The organism is Microbispora sp. NPDC046933 (assembly GCF_040644635.1).
Taxonomy (GTDB): domain Bacteria; phylum Actinomycetota; class Actinomycetes; order Streptosporangiales; family Streptosporangiaceae; genus Microbispora.
Genome location: NZ_JBEYWW010000053.1, coordinates 16,468 through 36,072, shown reverse-complemented (window position 1 = coordinate 36,072; position 19,605 = coordinate 16,468). Strand labels below are relative to the sequence as shown.

The following is a 19,605-nucleotide window of genomic DNA, read 5'->3' as shown; positions in this document are numbered from 1 at the left end:
AGGTCACTCCTCCTCGACGTACGGATGGGTGAGGAACTCGATGGCATGGCCGTCGGGGTCGTCCACGTACACCCCGCGGCCGTGGTGGCGGTGGTTGATCTGCTGCGGCTCCTGGTGGCCGGGGCCGCCCCAGTACGGCAGGCCCCGCTCGGCGATGCGAGTGAAGATCGCGTCGAACTCGTCCTCCGAGACGAGGAACGCCAGGTGCTGCATGACGATCCGGTCCCGGTCGACGATCGAGTCGGCGTAGTCGATCGTCACGCCGTTGGCGACCCGGACCGTGGCGAACGGCCCGAACGCGCCGGGCTCGGGCTCGCCGAGCAGCCCGGTCAGGAATCGGGCGGACTCGAAGCGGTCGCTGCTGTGCACGATCGTGTGGTCCAGTTGAGCGGTCACGTCGCCCTCCAGGTTTCCTACGGTCCTCATCGAGCCAATACCGTGGACAGGTGATCGACAAGCACATCTCCCGCGTGCTCGGGCTGCTCGGGCAGGACGACACGCTCCGCGTCCTCGCCGGGCTGGTCCTGCGTCCCGGTGAGCCGCTCGACAAGGTCACCGGGCTCGACCCGGAGGTGACGGCCAAGGCCCTGGACCGGCTGGAGCGGGGCGGCCTCGCCGTACGGGACGGGGACGGCTGGCGGGCGCGGCCGGAGACCTTCCGCGACCTGCTGCGCACGATTCCCTCCACGCCGGCGGATCCGATGGACGCGTTCCTGGTTGGCGGGCGGCTCGTCTCCATGCCGGCGAAGAGGACCAAACGGCGGATGGTCCTCGACTACATCGCGCAGGTGTTCGAGGTGGGCGTGCGCTACCCCGAGAAGGAGGTCGACGTCGCGTTGCGGGCCTTCCACGACGACTACGCCGCGCTGCGCCGCTACCTGGTGGACGAGGGGTTCCTCACCCGGGAGGCGAACGTCTACTGGCGCTCGGGAGGAACCACCTGACGCAGCTGTCTGACCGGGTCCGGCCACATCGGCGGACTCCCTTTCCCGATGGGCCTCCGCGGCGGAGACTGGGAGACATGGGCGAGCCGACCAGGGTCCTTCTCGACGAGTCCCGGATCCCCCGGAACTGGTACAACGTGGTCCCCGATCTGCCCGCGCCTCCCCCGCCGGTGCTCCACCCGGCGACGCTGCAGCCGGTCGGCCCCGACGACCTCGCCCCGCTCTTCCCGGCGGCGCTGATCGGGCAGGAGGTGTCGGGCGAGCGGTTCGTCCCGATCCCCGAGGGCGTCCTCGACGTCTACCGCCTCTGGCGGCCCACGCCCCTCATCCGCGCCCGGCGCCTGGAGCGCGCCCTCGGCACGCCCGCGCGCATCTACTACAAATACGAGGGCGGCAGCCCGTCGGGCTCGCACAAGCCCAACACCGCGGTCCCGCAGGCGTACTACAACGCGCGGGAGGGCGTGCGGAGGCTGACCACCGAGACCGGCGCGGGCCAGTGGGGCTCCGCCCTGGCGTTCGCCTGCGCCCAGTACGGCCTGGCCTGCGAGGTCTGGATGGTCAGGGCGTCGTACGAGCAGAAGCCGTACCGCCGCACGCTGATGAAGGTCTACGGCGCGACCCTGCACGCCAGCCCGTCGGCGGTGACCACGGCGGGCAGCAGGATCCTGGCCGAGGACCCCCACTGCACGGGGTCGCTGGGCATCGCGATCAGCGAGGCGGTCGAGGTCGCCGGGCAGCACGACGACACGCGATACGCCCTCGGATCGGTGCTCAACCACGTCCTGCTGCACCAGACCGTGATCGGTGAGGAGGCGCTGGAGCAGCTGGCCGCCCTCGGCGAGACCCCGGACGTGGTGATCGGCTGCACCGGCGGCGGCTCCAACTTCGCCGGGCTGGCCTTCCCGTTCCTGCGCGAGAAGCTGGCGGGGCGGATGAACCCCGTGCTGCGGAGCGTCGAGCCCGCCGCCTGCCCGTCCCTGACCCGGGGCGCCTACGCGTACGACTTCGGCGACACGGCGGGGTTCACGCCGCTGATGAAGATGCACACGCTGGGGCACACGTTCGTGCCCGACCCGATCCACGCCGGCGGGCTGCGTTATCACGGCATGTCGCCGCTGCTCTCGCACGTGTACGCGCTGGGCCTGGTGGAGGCCGTGGCCGTCACGCAGACCGAGTGCTTCGACGCGGGGATCCGCTTCGCCAGGGCCGAGGGGGTCGTGCCGGCTCCCGAACCCGCCCACGCGGTGGCCGCGACGATCGCGGAGGCGCTGCGGTGCGCCGAGTCGGGCGAGGAGAAGGTGATCGTGATGTCCCTGTGCGGGCACGGCCACTTCGACCTGCCCGCCTACGAGAGCCGTCTCGCCGGTCGCCTGGAGGATTTCACGCTTCCGCAGGAGCGTATCGACGCGGCTCTCGCGCACCTGCCCGCCGTCTGATGCGACGCATGCCCACCGTTATCCGTTTCGTCCCTTGACCGGCGGGTACGGCTGCGCCATCGCGGCGTCATACCGACCGGAGCACTCATGTCAAACGGCTGAAATGCGCGGTATCAGCTCCATACGATTCTGGAACACCATCCGCTCTCTCCGGAGAATTCGTTGAACCGGAACTGCGTTATCAAGGACCCCGCGCCGGGGAACCGGGCGCAGTGGCGCCGCAGCAGCGCCGCGTCCGCGCACGAGCGGCTGGCTTTCCTGAACGAGGCGAGCCGGCGCATCGGCAGCACGCTCGACCTGGCCGAGACGAGCCGCGAGCTCGTCGACGTGGCGGTCCCCCGCTTCGCCGACGCGGCGGCCGTGATGGTGCAGGACCGTCTCATGGCGGACGGCGAGTTGTCGTCCCGGCCGGTGGACGGGACGACCCTCGTGCGCCGGGTCGCTCTGGGCGTGGCCGGCGCCGATCCGGACTCCTGGGTGAATGCCTTCCCCGTCGGCGAGGCGACGGTCTACCCGGCCATCCTCCCGCAGGCCCAGTGCATGGCCGGCGGGAAACCGCTGATGTACCCGGCGCTGGACAAGGAGAGCGCCCGGCTGATCGGCGCCAGCCTGGACCGGGAGGAGGCGGTCGCCTCGCTCCTGACCGACTCCTCGTTCCTCGCGGTGCCCCTGCGCGCGCGGGGACGGGTCCTCGGCTGCCTGATCTTCACCAGGCGCCCGGAAAGCCTGCCGTTCGAGGAGCAGGACGTGGTGGTGGCCGAGGACCTGGCCGCCAGAACCGCCCTGTGCATCGACAACGCGCGCCTGTACACCCGGGAGCGCAGGACCGCGCTGACCCTGCAGAGCAGCCTGCTGCCCGTCGAGCTGCCGCAGGCGCTCGGCATGGACATCGCCTCGCGCTACCTGCCCGCCAGCGACCTGATGGGCGTCGGGGGCGACTGGTACGACGTGATCGCCCTGCCCGGGTGCCGTACGGCCCTGGTGGTGGGCGACGTCATGGGCCACGGGACCAGGGCCGCGGCGACCATGGGCCAGCTCCGCACGGCCGCGCGTACGCTCGCGAGCCTCGACCTGCCACCCGACGAGGTGCTGTTCCGGCTCAACCTGATGAGCCAGGACCTCGACCCGAGCCAGATCGCGACGTGCATCTACGCCGTCTACGACCCGGTGACGCGCAGTTGCGCGCTCTCCCGTGCCGGGCACGTGCCGCCGATCCTGCTGCACCCCGACCGGTCGACTGAGATCATCGAGCTGCCGTCGGGCCTGCCTCTCGGCATCGGCAGCGACCCGCTGGAGTCGCGCGAGATGGTCCTGCCGGCCGGGAGCGTGCTCGCCTTCTACACCGACGGTCTCGTGGAGAGCCGGGAGCGGGACCTGGACGCCGGGATCATGGGGCTGCGCCGCCTGCTCGCCGGTCCGGTCGAGGACCTGGACGACATGTGCGACGTGATCATCAGCAGCCAGCGGTCGGGCCACGAGCGTGACGACATCGCGCTGATGGTGGCCCGGGTGCGCGATCTCGACCCGGACGAGGTGGCGGCCTGCCCGTTGCCGTCCGACCCGCGGTTCGTCTCGCACGCCCGCCGCTTCGTCCGCGGCACGCTGCAGAGGTGGGGCCTGGGCGGCCTGGTGGACAGCACCCAGCTCATCGTGAGCGAGCTGGTCACCAACGCGCTCAAGCACGGCTGGCCGCCGATCGAGCTGCGCCTGCTGCGCGGCCGCACGCTGGTGGTCGAGGTCGTCGACGGCTCCCCCGCCACTCCCGCCCCGCGCACGGCCACCCCCGACGAGGACACCGGCCGCGGTCTCCAGCTGATCAAGCGGTTCGCCTATCGCTGGGGCACCCGGCCCACTCCGTACGGAAAGATCGTCTGGGTCGAGCAGCACCTCCCTTGACCCGGGCGTTCCCTCCCCGGCGAGCGTGTATGACTGATCGTTGAGAAGAGTTACGTTCGAACGGGGAGTTCGTGGCGAGGAGGGGACATGATCGACATCCGTGACGCGTACCGCAGGGCGCTGGACGGTTTCGGGGACCGCCTCCATCTCGTCCGCCGGGGACAGTGGGAGCTGCCGACCCCCTGCGTCGACTGGGACGTCCGGGGGCTCGTCAACCACGTCGTGGCCGAGAACCTGTGGGCCCCCGAGCTGCTGTCCGGCCGTACGGTCGCCGAGGTGGGGGACGCCTTCGAGGGCGACGTGCTCGGCGACGACCCGCTCAAGGCGTTCGAGGCGTCCGCGCAGGGCGCCGTCCAGGCGGTGTACGCCGAGGGCGCCCTGACCAGCGTGACCCACCTGTCCTTCGGCGACGTGCCGGGTGAGGAGTACATCACCGAGCTGTTCGCGGACGCGCTGATCCACACCTGGGACCTGGCACGTGCCATCGGCGGGCCGGAACGGCTCGACCCCGAGCTCGTCGCCTCCTGCTCGGAATGGTTCGAGAAGGCGCGGGAGGACTACCGCGAGGCGGGCGTGATCGGGGACGAGCGGGACGTCCCGGCCGGCGCCGACCAGCAGACTCACCTGCTCGCCGCCTGGGGCAGGAACCCCTAGGACTGCCGTCTACCGGCCTGTGGGCCGCCTGCCGTGGTTGGCCTTCTTCTTCTTGCGTGCCTTCGACTTGCGTGCGCGCCTGCCCATCACGACCGCCTTCCGTCGAGTACGGCTTTCGCTCAATGTCCTCCCCCGGACCGCGAGCGGCAAGTACCCGGACCCCAACTCAACATGTCTCCACGTGCGTGCGGCATAATTTGTTTGAATCTGTTGACAGGAGTGGTGGATGCTGGCCCAGCAACGGCAGCAGGCGATCCTGGAGAGGGTACGCAGAACCGGCGGGGTGCGCGTCGCGCAGCTCGTACGCGACCTCGGGGTCTCGGACATGACGATCCGCCGCGACCTGGAGGTCCTCGCGGAGCGCGGCCTGATCGTCAAGGTGCACGGCGGGGCGACCGCCACCGGCACCGGCTCTACCGAGGAGCCGGGCTTCGCGGCCAAGTCGGTGCGGCAGCAGGCCGAGAAGGAGGCCATCGCCCGCCGGGCCGCCATGCTCGTCCGGCCGGGCAGCTCCGTCGCCCTGTCGGCCGGGACCACGACCTGGACACTGGCCCACCACCTGGTGGACGTGCCCGAGCTGACCGTGATCACCAACTCCGTCCAGGTGGCCGACGTCTTCCACCGGGCGGGACGGCCCGACCAGACCGTGGTACTGGTGGGAGGCGTGCGCACGCCCTCCGACGCGCTGGTCGGCCCGGTGGCCGTGGCGGCCGTCCGCTCCCTGAACGTCGACACGCTCATGCTCGGCGTGCACGGCATGAGCGTCCGGGCCGGTTACACCACCCCCAACCTGCTGGAGGCGGAGACCGACCGCGCCCTCATCGCGGCCGCACAGCAGCTCGTGGTCCTGGCCGACCACACCAAGTGGGGGACGATCGGCATCAGCACGATCGCCACCCTCGGCGAAGCCGACATGGTCGTGAGCGACGTCGGCCTGCCGGAGGAGGCGCGCGCCGCGCTGTCGGAGCACGCGGGCGAGCTCCTCCTCGCCGATCCGTCCGGGGAGACCGAGCTGGAGAACGCACTGTGACCCCGGACCTCTGGAAGCCCGCTGTGACCCGGGACACCGCACCGTGAAGCTGGAGACCGCTCTGTGAAGCTGGAGACCGCTCTGTGAAGCGCACCATCACCCATCTCGCCGACGGCCGCGAGCTGATCTACTTCGACCGGCGCGACGACGCCGACCACAGCGCCGCCGACCCCAGGGACCTGCCGCCGCGCCCGCTCGCCTCCGAGCTGCGCTACGACCCCCTGACGGACGAGTGGGTGGCCGTCGCCCGGCACCGCCAGACGCGCACCCACCTGCCGTCCGCCGAGGAGTGCCCGCTCTGCCCGGCCCATCCCGGCTCGGAGATCCCCTCGCCGTACGAGGTGGCGGTGTTCGAGAACCGGTTCCCGTCGTTCAGCTTCAACACGGGCGCGTACGAGCAGGTGGGCGGGCTGAGCGAGGTGCGGCCGGGGATCGGGCGCTGTGAGGTCGTCTGCTTCACCTCCGACCACGACGCGTCGTTCAGCTCGCTGAGCGACGCGCAGGCCGAGCTGGTCGTCGAGGCGTGGGCCGACCGCACGGCCGAGCTGTCCTCCCTGCCCGGCGTGGAGCAGGTCTTCTGCTTCGAGAACCGCGGCGCCGAGATCGGTATCACGCTGCCGCACCCGCACGGGCAGATCTACGCCTATCCGTACGTCACGCCGCGTACCCGCCAGATGCTGGACGCCGCCTCCCGCCACCGGGGCGGCAACCTGTTCGCGGACGTCCTGGCCGCCGAGCGGAGGGGGCCGCGGGTGGTGGCCGCCAACGAGTACTGGACGGCCTTCGTCCCGGCCGCCGCGCGGTACCCGTTCGAGGTGCACGTCTACCCGCACCGCCGGGTGCCCGACATCCCCGCGCTGTCGCCCGAGGAACGGGCCGCCTTCGCGCCGCTCTACATCGAGGTGCTGCGCCGCCTGGACGGGCTGTTCGGCGTCGTCATGCCCTATGTCGCGGCCTGGCACCAGGCCCCGGTCACCTACCGGCGCGACCTCGCCTATCTCCACCTGCAGCTCTTCACGATCCGGCGGGCGCCGAACAAGCTGAAGTATCTCGCCGGATCGGAGTCGGCCATGGGCGCGTTCGTCAACGACGTGCTCCCGGAGGAGGCCGCCCGAATGCTCCGCGAGGTGGTAACGGCTTGATCTCCGAATGGTTGCGACTTGGGTGGCAGCCATCGTTTCTTTACCACTAGTATCCCTGACACCGGCGGTCACAGCCGGTACGCCTAATCCCGGGCACCCTGCCCGGGAGCCGGGGACCCAACCACGCACCTGGGGTCAAGGCAGTCGCCTGCCCGGGCTCCTCCAGCCCGAACCCGTCAGCTAACCCGGTCGGCAGATGGAGAGGAGTGGGCTCTGCCCCGCGCGTTGCCCCTGGCTGTCGGCGTGCTCGCCTCCGCCGTCCTCGTGTTCGGCACGGCCGCCCCGGGCGCCGCCGACCCCAAACCGACGGAGAAGCAGCTCAAGAAGGAGCTGTCGGACCTGCGGAAGAAGGTCGACCGGCTGATCGGCGACTACAACGCCAAACGCGTGGCCCTCGCCAAGGCCCGCGTCGAGGAGAAGGCGGCGCGCGGCCGGCTGGCCAAGGCCGAAACCGACTACGAGGCCGCGAGGGACGCCGTACGGCAGATGGCCGGGCTGCGCTACCAGACCGAGAGCGCGATGGCGCTGCCCGACATGAACACCGCCGCGCTGAACTACCAGCTCAAGGAGGAGCAGGCCGCCAGGCTCGCGCGCTTCGACCAGGTCCGCGCCGAACGGCAGCGGGCCGCGGACGCCGCCAAGACGCTGACCGAACAGCTCAAGGCGCAGGCCGCCGAGGTCGCGGGACAGCGGAAGGACGCCGAGGATCTCATCGACGAGATCAAGGACAGGCTCGACGCGCTGATCCCGACCGCGCCGGGCAAGCGCACGGGCGGGTGGGCGCCGGAGCTACCCGGCGGCGCCGACAACATCACGCCCCGGATGCGGCTCATGCGCACCGAGGTCGAAAAGCACTTCGACCTGCGGTTCCCGGTGGGCTGCTACCGCGCCGAGAACAGCGGCGAGCACCCGCTCGGGCGCGCCTGCGACTTCATGATGAGCTCGGGCGGCGCCATGCCCTCCCCCGAGATGAAGGCGCTCGGCGACAGCCTGGCCGCCTGGGCCATCAAGAACGGGCCGAAGCTGGGCGTGATGTACGTGATCTGGCAGCAGCGCATCTACAACCTCGGCCACCCGGGCTGGCGGACCATGTCCGACCGCGGCGGCATCACCGCCAACCACTACGACCACGTACACATCTCGATGTACTAGGCCCGCAGGCCGCCTGAAGCGACCTCAATTGACGTGACTCCGCGCCGCGGCTCGGGGCAGGATGCCGGAATGACCGACACACGTATCGATCCCCCTGTCGTCGCGGACGAGCGCGCGATGCTGCGCGCCTGGCTGGACTGGCACCGTCAGACCCTCGCGGTGAAGTGCGAGGGCCTCACGGAGGAGCAGCTGCGGCTGCGCTCCGTGCCGCCCTCCAGCATGTCGCTGCTCGGCCTCGTACGGCACATGGCCGACGTGGAGCGGTCCTGGTTCCGGCGGCGGCTGAACGGCGAGGACCTCGGCGGCATCTACTACAGCGACGACGACCCGGACGGCGAGTTCGACAACGTGGACACCGCGTCCGCCGAGGAGGCCTTCGCGACCTGGCGCGCGGAGATCGAGCACGCGCGGGCGGCCGAGGAGGCCTGCGCCGACCTGGACGCGATGACGAAGGCGGACCGCCAGGGAGTCCACTATTCGCTGCGCTGGATCATGTGCCACATGATCGAGGAGTACGCCCGCCACAACGGCCACGCCGATCTGCTGCGCGAGCGCATCGACGGCGTGACCGGCGAGTAGCCCCCCGCCCGGCGGGGCGCAGCCGGACAGACGGAGCTCAGCCGGACAGGCGGACCGGATTGACGAGGTCGGCGTAGATGAGAAGGCCGCCCATCACGACAAGCAGGGCCGCCATGACGTACGTCAGCGGAAGCGCCTTGGCCACGTCCACGTAACCGGGGGCGGGCCGGCGGCGCACCCGCGCGAAGGCCCGCTTGAGGCCCTCCCACAGCCCGCCGGCGATGTGCCCGCCGTCCAGCGGCAGCAGCGGGATCAGGTTGAACATGCCCACCGCGAGGTTCAGCCCGGCCAGCAGGCTGATGAAGATTTCGATCTTGTTCTCGACCGGGATGTCCGAGGCGGCGATCTCGCCACCGATCCGGCCCGCCCCGACGATGCCGATCGGCCCGTTCGGGTCGCGCTTGTCTCCCGAGAACGCGGCGTTCCACACGCCGACCATCTTCTTGGGGATGTTGACCATCGCGACGGCGGTGCGTTCGGTCAGGTCCCACATCTGCCCGACGACGTAGCCGGGGCCCTTCTTCTCGACGACGACGGTCGGGCTCACGCCCAGGAAGCCGGCGTTCTTGTCGACCTTGTCGGGGTCGGTCAGCGAGGGCAGGTCCTGCGCGATCAGGTCGACCCTCACGTCGGCCCGCTTCCCGCTCCGCTCGACGCCCAGCGTCGTCACCCCCGCGCCGTGCTCGCGGATGAGCCGCCGGGCGGTCTCCCAGTCGGTGATCGGCGAGCCGTCGATGGCGACGATGCGGTCGCCGGGGCGCAGGCCGGCCTTGGCGGCGGGCGTCGTGGGATCGCCCGGCCGGCAGTCGCGCGTGTCCGCCTCCGCGGCGGGAATGGCGCACTTGGACACCGAGGACACGACCGGCGTCTGCACGCGGACGCCGAAGCCCATCACCACCACCGCGAACAGCACGAACGCGAGCACGAAGTTCATCGCCGGGCCACCGGTCATGATGATGACCTTCTGCCACCAGGGCTTGCGATAGAAGACCCGGTTCTCGTCGCCCGGCCGGATCTCCTCCGAGGCGACCGCCCGCGCGTTCTCGATGAGGCCCTGCCAGGGACCGGTGGAGACGCTGCGGAGCTTGCCGGGATCGTCGGAGGGGCGTGGCGGCAGCATGCCGATCATGCGGATGTAGCCGCCGAGCGGGATCCACTTCACGCCGTACTCGGTCTCGCCCCGCCTGCGTGACCACATCGTGGGCCCGAAGCCGACCATGTACTGGGTCACGCGGACGCCGAAGAGCTTGGCGGGCACGAGATGCCCGATCTCGTGAAGCGCGATCGAGAGCAGCAGACCCACGAAAACGATCACGAATCCGGCCACGATGAGCCAGCTCATCAGCGCGTACCCCCGAATCGGAGAAGGTGCCCTGGCAGACGAAGCACCTTTCGAGCGTAGCCCACCCGCACGAGAGCGAAGACTTTTCCAGGGCGGGTTCGGCTTGCCCGCCCGTGACCGATTGGGGACACTTCGTTGACAGTACGCAATTGGTCGATCACCCTTTGAGAGACGTCCAGAGGGGAGCATCTTGATCCGGATCCTGGTGGCCGAACACCTTCCGTTGGTACGGCGAGGCCTGGTCGCGTCCCTCGACGGGGAGGACGACCTGCGGGTGGTCGCGGACGTCGGGTCGGGCGAGGACATCGTGCCCGCGGCCCTGGACGTGCGGCCGGACGCCGCCGTCATCGACGCGGACCTGCCCGGGGTGGACGGGCTCAGCGCGGCCGCGCGGCTCGGCGAGAAGGCGCCACGGTGCCGCGTGATGCTGCTGTCGGCGCAGCCGAGCCCGGGTCACGTCAAGCGGGCCTTCGCGGCGGGCGTCCTGGGCTACCTGAGCATCGAGGTGGCCCCCGAGCAACTCGCCGACGGCATCCGGCGGATCACCGCCGGGCGCCGGGTCGTCGACTCCGAGCTGGCGGTCGCCGCGCTGGAGGCCGCCGACTGCCCGCTGACGCCGAGGGAGCACGAGGTGCTGCGGCTCGCCGCGGGGGGCGCGCGCTCGAAGGACATCGCCACCGAGCTGGGCCTGTCCGTCGGCACCGTGCGCAACCATCTGTCGCGCATCCTCGTGAAGACCGGGGCGCGCAACCGCGTCGACGCCGTCAGGATCGCCACGGACTCCGGCTGGCTGTGATCTAGGGGCGCCAGATCAGGACGAGCGCGCAGTCGTCGTTGTGGCCGGAGGACATCGACTGGACGAGCTGCCGCGCCTTGTCGCGGAATCCCGACGGCAGCAGCCGCTCTGCCTCCCCCAGCAAGCGGTCGAGCCCGGCGTCGATGTCCCGGCCGGGCTGCTCGATCAGCCCGTCGGTGAACAGCATGAGCGCGTCGCCCTTGCGCAGCACCCCGCTGTCGGTCTCGCAGGCGAGGTCGGGCACCACGCCGAGCACGACGCCCTTCGCCGTGGAGACCCGCCACGTGCCCGATCCGGAGTCGAACCGGACCACGGGCGGGTGCCCGGCCGAGGTGATGGTGTACTCCCCCGTGGACAGGTCGAGCTCCAGGTGGACGGCGGTGACGAAGCCCTCGTCGCCGAGCTGGCGGTGCAGGTAGGAGTTGCACGCGACGAGGAAGTCGTCCACCGAGCCGAGCAGGCCGCCGAAGGTGCCCGACAGCATGAGCGCGCGGGTTCCCGCGTCCACCCCCTTGCCTGACACGTCGACGACCGCCACCTGGACCCGGTCGCCCTCCCGCATCGAGACGACGAAGTCGCCGCCGAACGACGATCCGCCGGCCTGCTTCAGCACCACCTTGCCGCCCCAGTCCTTGGGCAGCGGCGGCAGCTCGCTCTGCCGCTTGAGCCGGTCGCGCAGCTCCAGCAGCATCGCGTCGCCGCGCAGGCCCTGGACGCCGAGCTTGCCCCGCGTGCGCGCCATCGTCCAGGCCAGCGCGGCGGTGAAGGCCATCGTGATCAGCAGGCCGGGCCCGACGCTGAGCACGCCCCTGATCGGTCCCATGTACGCCAGGGACGCCACGACCACGCACAGCAGGATCGCGAGGCTGCGCAGCCGGAGCTGGAGACCGCCGATCAGCGTGAAGAGGATCAGCAGCGAGGGCGAGAACCAGTACGCCGACACCTCCGCGTCCAGCACGCCGACCACGATGGTGAGCACGATGAGAGCGATGAGGAGGTACTGGTCCTTCGACCAAACTTTCCTGACAAAACGGACCAACGGCACCAGGAGCGGCACGCGCGCGAGGAGCGCGCGCAGCCGAGGAGGGATCAGCGGCGCCGGACGGGAAGTCATGATGGCCTCGACTGTATCCGGACATCCCAGGTGGCGGCACCTGCTTGACCAACGTCTAGATCATCCCGCACGGATATTGGGTCGCCTCGCGTGGCGGCCCCCTTCTACGGTGATCCGATGAGCATCACCGTGCGCCCCATCGAGGAATCCGAGTGGCCGGAGTTCGTCGCCGTCGACGACGAGGCGTTCAACTCCTCCCAAACGCCCGAGATCACCGACGGCTGGCGGGAGATCACGGAGATCGACCGCCTGCTGTCCGCCTTCGACGGCGACCTGAGGGTCGGCTGCGCGGGCGCGCTGTCCTTCCGGATGACGGTCCCCGGCGGGCCGATCCCCGTGGCCGGCGTCACGGCGGTGGGCGTGCTCCCCTCGCACCGCCGCCGCGGCGTGCTGACCGCGCTGATGACGCGCCAGCTGCACGAACTGCACGAGGACGGGCGGGAGGCCGTCGCCGCGCTCTACGCCAGCCAGGCCGGCATCTACGGCCGCTTCGGGTACGGTAGGGCCGCCGACGCCATGTCCTTCCGCATCCCCACCCACGGGTCGGCCTTCGCGCGCTCGGCCCCCAGCGACCCGGGGCTGCGCCTGAGGGTGGTCAGACCCGCGGACGCGCTGGCCGACTTCCGGCGCGTCTACGACGCCGTCCGACCCGGTCGTCCCGGCCTTTACGCGAGGTCCGACGCCTACTGGCGGGTCGAGATCCTGTCGGACACCGAGTTCCACCGGGGCGGGATGGGCCCGCTGCGCTGCGTGGTCGCGGAGGACGGCGAAGGCGCTCGCGGCTACGCGCTGTTCCGGGTGAGGTCCGGCTCGACCGAGCACGACGTGCCGGACGGGGAGGTGCGGCTCCTGGAGTTGTTCGCCTCCGACCCCGCGGCGTACGCGCTGGTCTGGCGCAGCGTCCTCGACCGGGACCTGTGCTCGCGGGTCGTGGCCGAGAGGCGACCGGTGGACGACCCGATCATGCATCTGCTGGCCGAGTCCCGTCACCTCAACGCGGTGTGGTACGACGACCTGTGGGTCCGCCTGGTGGACGTGGACCGGGCCCTGGTCTCCCGCGCGTACGCGGCGCCCGCCGACGTGGTCGTCGAGGTGGAGGACGAGGTCTGCCCGTGGAACGCGGGCCGCTGGCACCTGAAGACGACGGGCGGGGAGCCGTCGTGCGAGCGCAGCGACGCGCCGGCCGACATCACGCTGCCGGTCGACGTGCTGGGCGCGGCGTACCTCGGCGGGCGGCCCCTGCGGGCGGCGGCCGACGCCGGGCTGGTGCGTGAGCACCGCCCGGGCGCCCTGCGCGAGCTGTCGGCCGCGATGGCGTGGGACCCCGCGCCGTGGGGCTGCCGGGTGTTCTGAGCATCCGCGACCGGTGATCGGCGCGTAGGCTCAAGGCATGGCGCTGCAGAGTTTGCAGATCACCGCGATCACGGCCATGCGGGCCCGCGACGTGTCCCGGCCGACCCCCGAGCAGCAGGAGGCCGCCGACCAGCGGCCGCTCCGCGACGAGACGCCCCGGCGGGAGCCCCGCCGGGGCCGGGACAGGGACACCCGCCAGGCGCAGGGCTAGGCGGGCAGCGGCGGCAGCTCGCCGGTGGTCTCGTAGTCGGCGAGCTGGCGGATCCGCCGGGCGTGGCGCTCGGCCCCGGAGAACGGCGTGGCCAGGAAGAGCCCGACGAACCGGACGGCCTCCTCCGGCGTGTGCTGCCGGGCGCCCAGGCTGATCACGTTGGCGTCGTTGTGCTCGCGGGCCAGCTTCGCCGTGTCCTCGTTCCAGGCGAGGGCCGCGCGCACCCCCCGCACCTTGTTGGCGGCGATCTGCTCGCCGTTCCCCGAACCGCCGATCACCACCCCGAGGCTGCCCGCGTCGCCGGCCACGCCCTGCGCGGCGCGCAGCACGAACGGCGGGTAGTCGTCCTCCGCGTCGTAGACGTGGGGGCCGCAGTCCTCCACCTCGTGGCCCTGCTCCTTCAGCCAGGAGACCAGGTAGTTCTTCAGCTCGTAGCCGGCATGGTCGGCACCGATGTAGACACGCACGGCACAAGTTTCCCAGAAGGCCTCTGGCGGAGACGACCCCGGGCTCCACTAAAGTAATAACCGATATGGGCCTGCGTCCCTTACACCCTCCGGCCTGACAGGAGTGTCATGCGCGAGCTTCGTTACGTCGGCGACCCCGTCCTGCGTACTCCCGCCGAACCGGTGACGGACTTCGACCGCGAGCTGCGCCGGCTGATCGACGAGATGTTCGCGGTCATGTACCAGTCCGACGGCGTCGGGCTCGCCGGGCCGCAGATCGGCGTGGGCCGGCGGCTGTTCGTCTACGACATCAGCAACCGCAAGGGTCACGTGATCAACCCGGAGCTGACGATCGACGACCCCGAGGAGGTCGTCGAGGAGGAGGGCTGCCTGTCGGTGCCCGGCAAGGAGACCGGCAAGCCGCTGTACGCCCCGACCCCCCGCGCCGCCGGGGTCACCCTGCGCGGGGTCGACAAGCTCGGCCGGCCCGTCGCCCTCAAGGCCCGGGGCATGCTCGCCCGGTGCTTCCAGCACGAGTTCGACCACCTTGAGGGCACGCTGTACGTCGACCGGCTGGGCAAGGACGAGCGCCGCAAGATCCTCCTGCAGGCGCCCTGACCTCCTACAGCTGGATGGCCTTGATCTCCAGGAACTCCTCCAGGCCGAACTCGCCGAGCTCGCGCCCGATCCCGGAGTGCTTGTAGCCGCCGAACGGCGCCATCGTGTTGAACCGGCCGCCGTTGATCGCCACCTGCCCGGTGCGCAGGCGCCGGGCGACCGCGAGCGCCTTGTCCTCGGTGCCCGCCCACACCGCCCCCGACAGCCCGTACGGCGTGCCGTTGGCGATCTCGACGGCCTCGTGCTCCGACGCGAACGGGATGATCGACAGCACCGGGCCGAAGATCTCCTCCTGCTCGATGGCCATGCCGGGCGAGACGCCCGCGAAGACGGCGGGCTCGACGTAGTAGCCCCGTTCCATGGGGTTGTCGGTCCCGCCGAGCACGAGCCGGGCGCCCTCCTCCTGGCCGCGGTTGATGTACCTGACGACCCGGTCGCGCTGGGCGGCGGACACCAGCGGCCCGAGGCGCGTGCCCTCGGCGAACGGATCGCCGGGGACGTAGGCGCCGGCCGCCTCCACGGCGAGCCGCACCGCGTCGTCGTACTGGTCCCAGTGGACGAGCATCCGGGTCAGCGCCGAGCAGGTCTGGCCCGAGTTGAGGTAGGCGCCGGCCACCCCGCTCTTGACCGCCTTCTCCAGGTCGGCGCCGGGAAGGATGATGTTCGCCGACTTGCCGCCCAGCTCCAGGGCCACCCGCTTCACCGTCTCGGCCGCAAGGGCCGCGACCCGGCGGCCGGCCCTGGTGGACCCGGTGAACGAGACCATGTCCACGTCCGGGTGGGCGGCGATGGCCTCGCCGACCACCGGCCCCTGTCCGCTGACCATGTTGAACACGCCGGGCGGCAGGCCGACCTCGTGGAAGATGTCGGCCAGCGCGTACGCCGCGAGCGGCGCGACCTCGCTCGGCTTGAGCACGACGGTGCAGCCGGCCGCGAGGGCCGGGGCCACCTTGCACACCACCTGGTGGAGCGGGTAGTTCCACGGCGTGATCGCGCCGACCACGCCGACGGGCTCCCGCACGATGAGCGAGTTGCCCACGCGGCCGCCGTCGAACTCGTACCGCTTGGCGAGGTCGGCGTAGGAGGCCAGCACCTCGGCGGGCATCAGGGTCTGCACCTTCAGCGCGAGCGTGAGCGGGGCGCCCATGTCGGTGGCGATCGTCGCCGCGATCTCCCGGGAGCGCTCCTGCAGCCGCCCGGCCGCCGCCCCCAGGAACGCGGCGCGTTCGGCCGGTTCCAGGGCCGACCAGGACGGGAAGGCGGCACGGGCGGCGGCGACGGCGGACTCGACGTCGGCGGGCGACCCCGCGGGCACCCGGTCCACGACCTCCTCCGTCGCGGGGTTGACGACGTCGACGGCCTCGCGGGAGGAGGACGGGACCCAGGCTCCGTTCACGTAGAGGTGACGCATGTCACTCATCCTTGCGCCTCGGCTGTCAGATGGCGAGCCTTCCAGCCGAAACCTTTCCGGTCAGTTCGCGCAGGAGTGAAGGAGCCTGTGAAGTCTCAGGTGAAGATCGGGTCGCGGGTCCTGGAGCGCTTCAGCTCGAAGAAGCCGTCGGTGCCGGCGACGAGCAGGACGCCGTCCCACAGGCGCGCGGCGGCCTCGCCCCTGGGGATGGGCGAGACGACGGGGCCGAAGAACGCCGTGCCCTCGACGGCGATGACCGGCGTGCCCACCTCCTGGCCGACCAGTTCGATGCCCTCTCCGTGCGAGCGCCGGATCGCCTCGTCGTACTCGTCCGAGTCGTGCGCGGCGACCAGCGCGGGGTCGAGCCCGGCGGCGGTGAGGGCCTCGGCGATCGTGTCCCGGCCGCGCTCGCGCCCCTCGTCGTGGAAGCGCCTGCCGATCTCGGTGTAGAGGTCGCCGAGGACCTCCTCGCCGTACTTGTCCGCGGCGGCGGCGAGCACCCGGACGGCGCCGAGCGTCTGCTTGACCCGCTCGCGGTAGTCGTCGGGGATGTCCTTGTCCTCGTTCAGCACCGCCAGGCTCATGATGTGCCATCGCACATCGACGGGACGGAGCGCGGCCACCTCGTGGATCCAGCGTGAGGTGATCCACGCCCAGGGGCAGGCGGGGTCGAACCAGAAATCGACAAGCTTTCGGTCGGACACTGTGACACCCTCTCGAACGGACTATGGTTCCCTCGGTCGTCAACCCGGGCAGGAAATCTCCTATTCCAGGTAGGAGCAATCTCGAATCCGTCGTGTCGCCGCGACGTGGCAGGATTCATGCAATCCCTGACGCGACGGGGCGGCGGGGATCGGGGGCTTGATCATGCGATGAGGAGCGGGTGTGGCAGGGAATCTGACACGGGACGAGGCTCGGGAGCGCGCTCGGCTGCTCTCCGTCCAGTCCTACCAGGTCGAACTCGACCTGACGGAGGGCGAGGAACGGTTCGAGAGCATCACGACGGTCCACTTCACGTCGGACCGCGAGGGGGCGGACACGTTCATCGACCTGCACGGCGCGCACGTGCGGAAGGTCGTCCTCAACGGCAGGGAGCTGGATGTCAGCACCTACGACGCCGAGAAGGGCCGCATCCCGCTGCCGGGGCTCGCCGAGCACAACGAGCTGCGCGTGGACGCCGACTGCTCCTACATGCGCACCGGTGAGGGCCTGCACCGCTTCGTCGACCCCGTGGACCGGCAGGTCTACCTGCACAGCCAGTTCGAGACGGCCGACGCCCACCGGATGTACGCCTGCTTCGACCAGCCGGACCTCAAGGCGACCTTCGAGCTGACCGTCCTCGCCCCCGCCGACTGGGAGGTGGTGTCCAACGCCGCCCCGGACGCGGTCGAGGCGCTGGAGGAGCACCACGGGCGGCACGGCACGCTGCAGGCCGCCAGGCGCTGGCACTTCCCGCCGACCCCCGTCATGTCGACGTACATCACGGCCCTCATCGCCGGGCCGTACGCGGTCGTGCGGGACGAGCACGACGGGATCCCGCTCGGGATCTACGTGCGGCGCTCGCTCGCGCAGTATCTCGACCCCGAGAACATCTTCGAGGTCACCAAGCAGGGCTTCGACTTCTTCCACCGCGTCTTCGGCCTGCGCTACCCCTTCGGCAAGTACGACCAGCTGTTCGTGCCGGAGTTCAACGCGGGCGCCATGGAGAACGCCGGCGCCGTGACGTTCCTGGAGGACTACGTCTTCCGCTCGCGCGTGACCGACGCGCTCATCGAGCGCCGCGCGGAGACGATCCTGCACGAGATGGCGCACATGTGGTTCGGCGACCTCGTCACCATGCGCTGGTGGGACGACCTGTGGCTGAACGAGTCGTTCGCCACCTACATGTCCGTGCTCTGCCAGGCCGAGGCCACCCGGTGGGGGCAGGGCGCCTGGACGACGTTCGCCAACGTCGAGAAGGCCTGGGCCTACCGGCAGGACCAGCTGCCCTCCACCCACCCCATCGCCGCCGACATCCCGGACATGCAGGCCGTCGAGGTCAACTTCGACGGCATCACGTACGCCAAGGGCGCCTCGGTGCTCAAGCAGCTCGTCGCGTACGTGGGGCTCGACAACTTCCTCGCCGGGGTGCGCGACTACTTCAACGAGCACGCCTGGAAGAACACCACCCTGCAGGACCTGCTGTCGGCGCTTGAGCGCACCTCCGGGCGCGACCTGTCGTCCTGGTCGAAGGAGTGGCTGGAGACCTCGGGCGTCAACACGCTGCGGCCGTCGTTCACCACCGACGACGAGGGCCGGTTCCTGAGCTTCGACGTGCTGCAGGAGGCCACGCAGGAGCACCCGACGCTGCGCTCGCACCGGGTGGCCATCGGCCTGTACTCCCTGCGCGACGGCGTGCTGACCAGGACCAAGCGGGTCGAGCTCGACGTCGTCGGCGCGCGCACGGCCGTGCCCGAGCTGGTCGGCGAGGGCCGGCCCGACCTGGTGCTGGTGAACGACGACGACCTCACCTACGCCAAGATCCGGCTCGACGAGCGGTCGCTGCGCACCCTCGTCGGCGGCGGGATCACCGCGTTCACCGAGTCGCTGCCCCGCGCGCTGTGCTGGTCGGCCGCCTGGGACATGACGCGGGACGCCGAGATGGCCACCCGCGACTACGTCAAGCTGGTCGTCTCCGGCATCGACTCGGTGCGCGACATGACCGTCCTGCAGACCGTGCTGCGCCAGGCCCGCCAGGCCGTGCAGCAGTACGCCGACCCGGCGTGGCGGGCCACCGGCCTGGCCGAGCTGGCCGGCGCGCTGCGCCGCCTCGTCGCGGCGGCCGAGCCGGGCTCGGACCACCAGCTCGCCTACGTCAACGCGCTCGCCGCGACCGCGACCTCGTCCCAGGACCTGGCGTTCCTCAAGGGCGTGCTCGACGGCACCGAGGTGCCCGAGGGCCTGGCGGTCGACGCCGACCTGCGCTGGACGCTCATCCAGTCGCTCGTGTCCGGCGGCGTCCTCGGCGCCGGGGACATCGACGCGGAGCTGGCCAGGGACGCCACGGCGACCGGCGAGCGCTCGGCCGCCACCAGCCGGGCCTCGATCCCGACCCCGGAGGGCAAGGCCGAGGCCTGGGCGGCGATCGTGGGAGGAAAGCTGAGCGGCGCCCTGCTGCGCGCCACGATCCTCGGCTTCGTGGACCCGCACCACTCCGAGCTGCTGGAGCCGTACGCCGACCGGTACTTCGAGGAGGTCGGGCGGATCTGGAGCGAGTGGACCTCCGACATGGCGCAGAACTTCGTCATCGGCTGCTACCCCGCGCTGCTGATCCGTCCGGAGACCGTGGCCCGCACGCAGGACCACATCAGCGCCAAGCAGCCGCCGCACGCGCTGCGGCGCCTGCTGCTGGAGGGCGCGGACGGCGTCAGCCGGGCGCTGCGCGCCCGCGCGCGGGACGCGTCCGCCTGATCCCGCACCACCGGCGCCCCCTGACCCACGT

19 protein-coding genes and 1 riboswitch are annotated in these 19,605 nt (G+C 71.1%); of the genes, 13 read left to right on the top strand and 6 right to left on the bottom strand.

From position 1 onward, the window contains the following. Positions 1-3 precede the first annotated feature (3 nt). Positions 4-426 carry a VOC family protein gene (locus tag ABZ857_RS40940; protein WP_357055258.1) on the bottom strand — a complete coding sequence of 141 codons (423 nt, stop codon included), beginning with the start codon at positions 424-426 and terminating at the stop codon, positions 4-6. A gap of 20 nt (positions 427-446) precedes the next feature. Here ABZ857_RS40940 and ABZ857_RS40935 point away from each other — a divergent pair, with 20 nt between their 5' ends. The 8 genes from ABZ857_RS40935 (at position 447) to ABZ857_RS40900 (ending at position 8,833) form a co-directional block, all read left to right on the top strand. Continuing rightward, positions 447-944: a DUF2087 domain-containing protein gene (locus tag ABZ857_RS40935; protein WP_357055255.1), complete on the top strand. Its 498-nt coding sequence runs from the start codon at positions 447-449 to the stop codon at positions 942-944. A 77-nt stretch (positions 945-1,021) separates the two neighbouring features. Then, positions 1,022-2,380, top strand: coding sequence for a TrpB-like pyridoxal phosphate-dependent enzyme (locus ABZ857_RS40930; protein ID WP_357055252.1), 1,359 nt, complete (start codon positions 1,022-1,024; stop codon positions 2,378-2,380). 162 nt (positions 2,381-2,542) lie between these two features. Next, on the top strand, positions 2,543-4,276 hold the full coding sequence (locus tag ABZ857_RS40925; RefSeq protein ID WP_357055249.1) for a SpoIIE family protein phosphatase: 1,734 nt from the start codon (positions 2,543-2,545) through the stop codon (positions 4,274-4,276). 87 nt (positions 4,277-4,363) lie between these two features. Beyond that, positions 4,364-4,930 carry a TIGR03086 family metal-binding protein gene (locus ABZ857_RS40920; RefSeq protein ID WP_079317795.1) on the top strand — a complete coding sequence of 189 codons (567 nt, stop codon included), beginning with the start codon at positions 4,364-4,366 and terminating at the stop codon, positions 4,928-4,930. A gap of 226 nt (positions 4,931-5,156) precedes the next feature. Then, positions 5,157-5,960: a DeoR/GlpR family DNA-binding transcription regulator gene (locus ABZ857_RS40915; protein WP_357055245.1), complete on the top strand. Its 804-nt coding sequence runs from the start codon at positions 5,157-5,159 to the stop codon at positions 5,958-5,960. An 83-nt stretch (positions 5,961-6,043) separates the two neighbouring features. Continuing rightward, on the top strand, positions 6,044-7,102 hold the full coding sequence (galT, locus tag ABZ857_RS40910; RefSeq protein WP_357055242.1) for a galactose-1-phosphate uridylyltransferase: 1,059 nt from the start codon (positions 6,044-6,046) through the stop codon (positions 7,100-7,102). 70 nt (positions 7,103-7,172) lie between these two features. Continuing rightward, positions 7,173-7,311, top strand: a riboswitch (cyclic di-AMP (ydaO/yuaA leader). A gap of 16 nt (positions 7,312-7,327) precedes the next feature. After that, on the top strand, positions 7,328-8,254 hold the full coding sequence (locus ABZ857_RS40905) for a hypothetical protein (RefSeq protein ID WP_357055239.1): 927 nt from the start codon (positions 7,328-7,330) through the stop codon (positions 8,252-8,254). Positions 8,255-8,323: 69 nt separating this feature from the next. Then, on the top strand, positions 8,324-8,833 hold the full coding sequence (locus ABZ857_RS40900) for a DinB family protein (protein ID WP_357055236.1): 510 nt from the start codon (positions 8,324-8,326) through the stop codon (positions 8,831-8,833). Positions 8,834-8,870: 37 nt separating this feature from the next. Here ABZ857_RS40900 and ABZ857_RS40895 read toward each other — a convergent pair whose 3' ends face one another. Beyond that, positions 8,871-10,175, bottom strand: a complete 1,305-nt coding sequence (locus ABZ857_RS40895) for a site-2 protease family protein (RefSeq protein WP_357055233.1) — start codon at positions 10,173-10,175, stop codon at positions 8,871-8,873. 190 nt (positions 10,176-10,365) lie between these two features. Between ABZ857_RS40895 and ABZ857_RS40890 the strand changes: the two genes are divergently transcribed. Then, positions 10,366-10,971, top strand: coding sequence for a response regulator transcription factor (locus ABZ857_RS40890; protein ID WP_357055230.1), 606 nt, complete (start codon positions 10,366-10,368; stop codon positions 10,969-10,971). A gap of 1 nt (position 10,972) precedes the next feature. Here ABZ857_RS40890 and ABZ857_RS40885 read toward each other — a convergent pair whose 3' ends face one another. Beyond that, entirely contained in the window at positions 10,973-12,085 is a 1,113-nt protein-coding gene (locus tag ABZ857_RS40885; RefSeq protein WP_357055227.1) for a PP2C family protein-serine/threonine phosphatase, read from the bottom strand. 117 nt (positions 12,086-12,202) lie between these two features. On the opposite strand from ABZ857_RS40885, the gene ABZ857_RS40880 reads away from it, so the two are divergent. Both ABZ857_RS40880 and ABZ857_RS40875 read left to right on the top strand, forming a co-directional pair. Continuing rightward, on the top strand, positions 12,203-13,438 hold the full coding sequence (locus ABZ857_RS40880) for a GNAT family N-acetyltransferase (protein ID WP_357055224.1): 1,236 nt from the start codon (positions 12,203-12,205) through the stop codon (positions 13,436-13,438). Between the two features lie 37 nt (positions 13,439-13,475). Next, complete coding sequence (locus ABZ857_RS40875; protein WP_357055221.1) at positions 13,476-13,649, top strand: hypothetical protein; 174 nt, start codon at positions 13,476-13,478, stop codon at positions 13,647-13,649. Here ABZ857_RS40875 and ABZ857_RS40870 read toward each other — a convergent pair. Then, positions 13,646-14,116 (bottom strand): ribose-5-phosphate isomerase, encoded by a 471-nt coding sequence (locus ABZ857_RS40870; protein WP_357055216.1) that lies wholly within the window; start codon positions 14,114-14,116, stop codon positions 13,646-13,648. The two genes, ABZ857_RS40875 and ABZ857_RS40870, sit on opposite strands and share 4 nt — an antisense overlap. 108 nt (positions 14,117-14,224) lie before the next feature. Here ABZ857_RS40870 and def point away from each other — a divergent pair, with 108 nt between their 5' ends. Continuing rightward, a complete protein-coding gene (gene def, locus ABZ857_RS40865) occupies positions 14,225-14,713 on the top strand; it encodes a peptide deformylase (RefSeq protein ID WP_357055213.1) in 489 nt (162 codons plus the stop codon). A 4-nt stretch (positions 14,714-14,717) separates the two neighbouring features. Here the strand turns inward: def and ABZ857_RS40860 are convergent, their stop codons facing one another. Next, positions 14,718-16,124: an aldehyde dehydrogenase family protein gene (locus ABZ857_RS40860; RefSeq protein WP_357055210.1), complete on the bottom strand. Its 1,407-nt coding sequence runs from the start codon at positions 16,122-16,124 to the stop codon at positions 14,718-14,720. Positions 16,125-16,219: 95 nt separating this feature from the next. Continuing rightward, a complete protein-coding gene (locus tag ABZ857_RS40855; protein ID WP_357055207.1) occupies positions 16,220-16,828 on the bottom strand; it encodes a DsbA family protein in 609 nt (202 codons plus the stop codon). Positions 16,829-17,009: 181 nt separating this feature from the next. Here ABZ857_RS40855 and pepN point away from each other — a divergent pair, with 181 nt between their 5' ends. After that, positions 17,010-19,574 carry an aminopeptidase N gene (gene pepN, locus ABZ857_RS40850; RefSeq protein WP_357055205.1) on the top strand — a complete coding sequence of 855 codons (2,565 nt, stop codon included), beginning with the start codon at positions 17,010-17,012 and terminating at the stop codon, positions 19,572-19,574. The last annotated feature ends 31 nt before the right edge of the window (positions 19,575-19,605 follow it).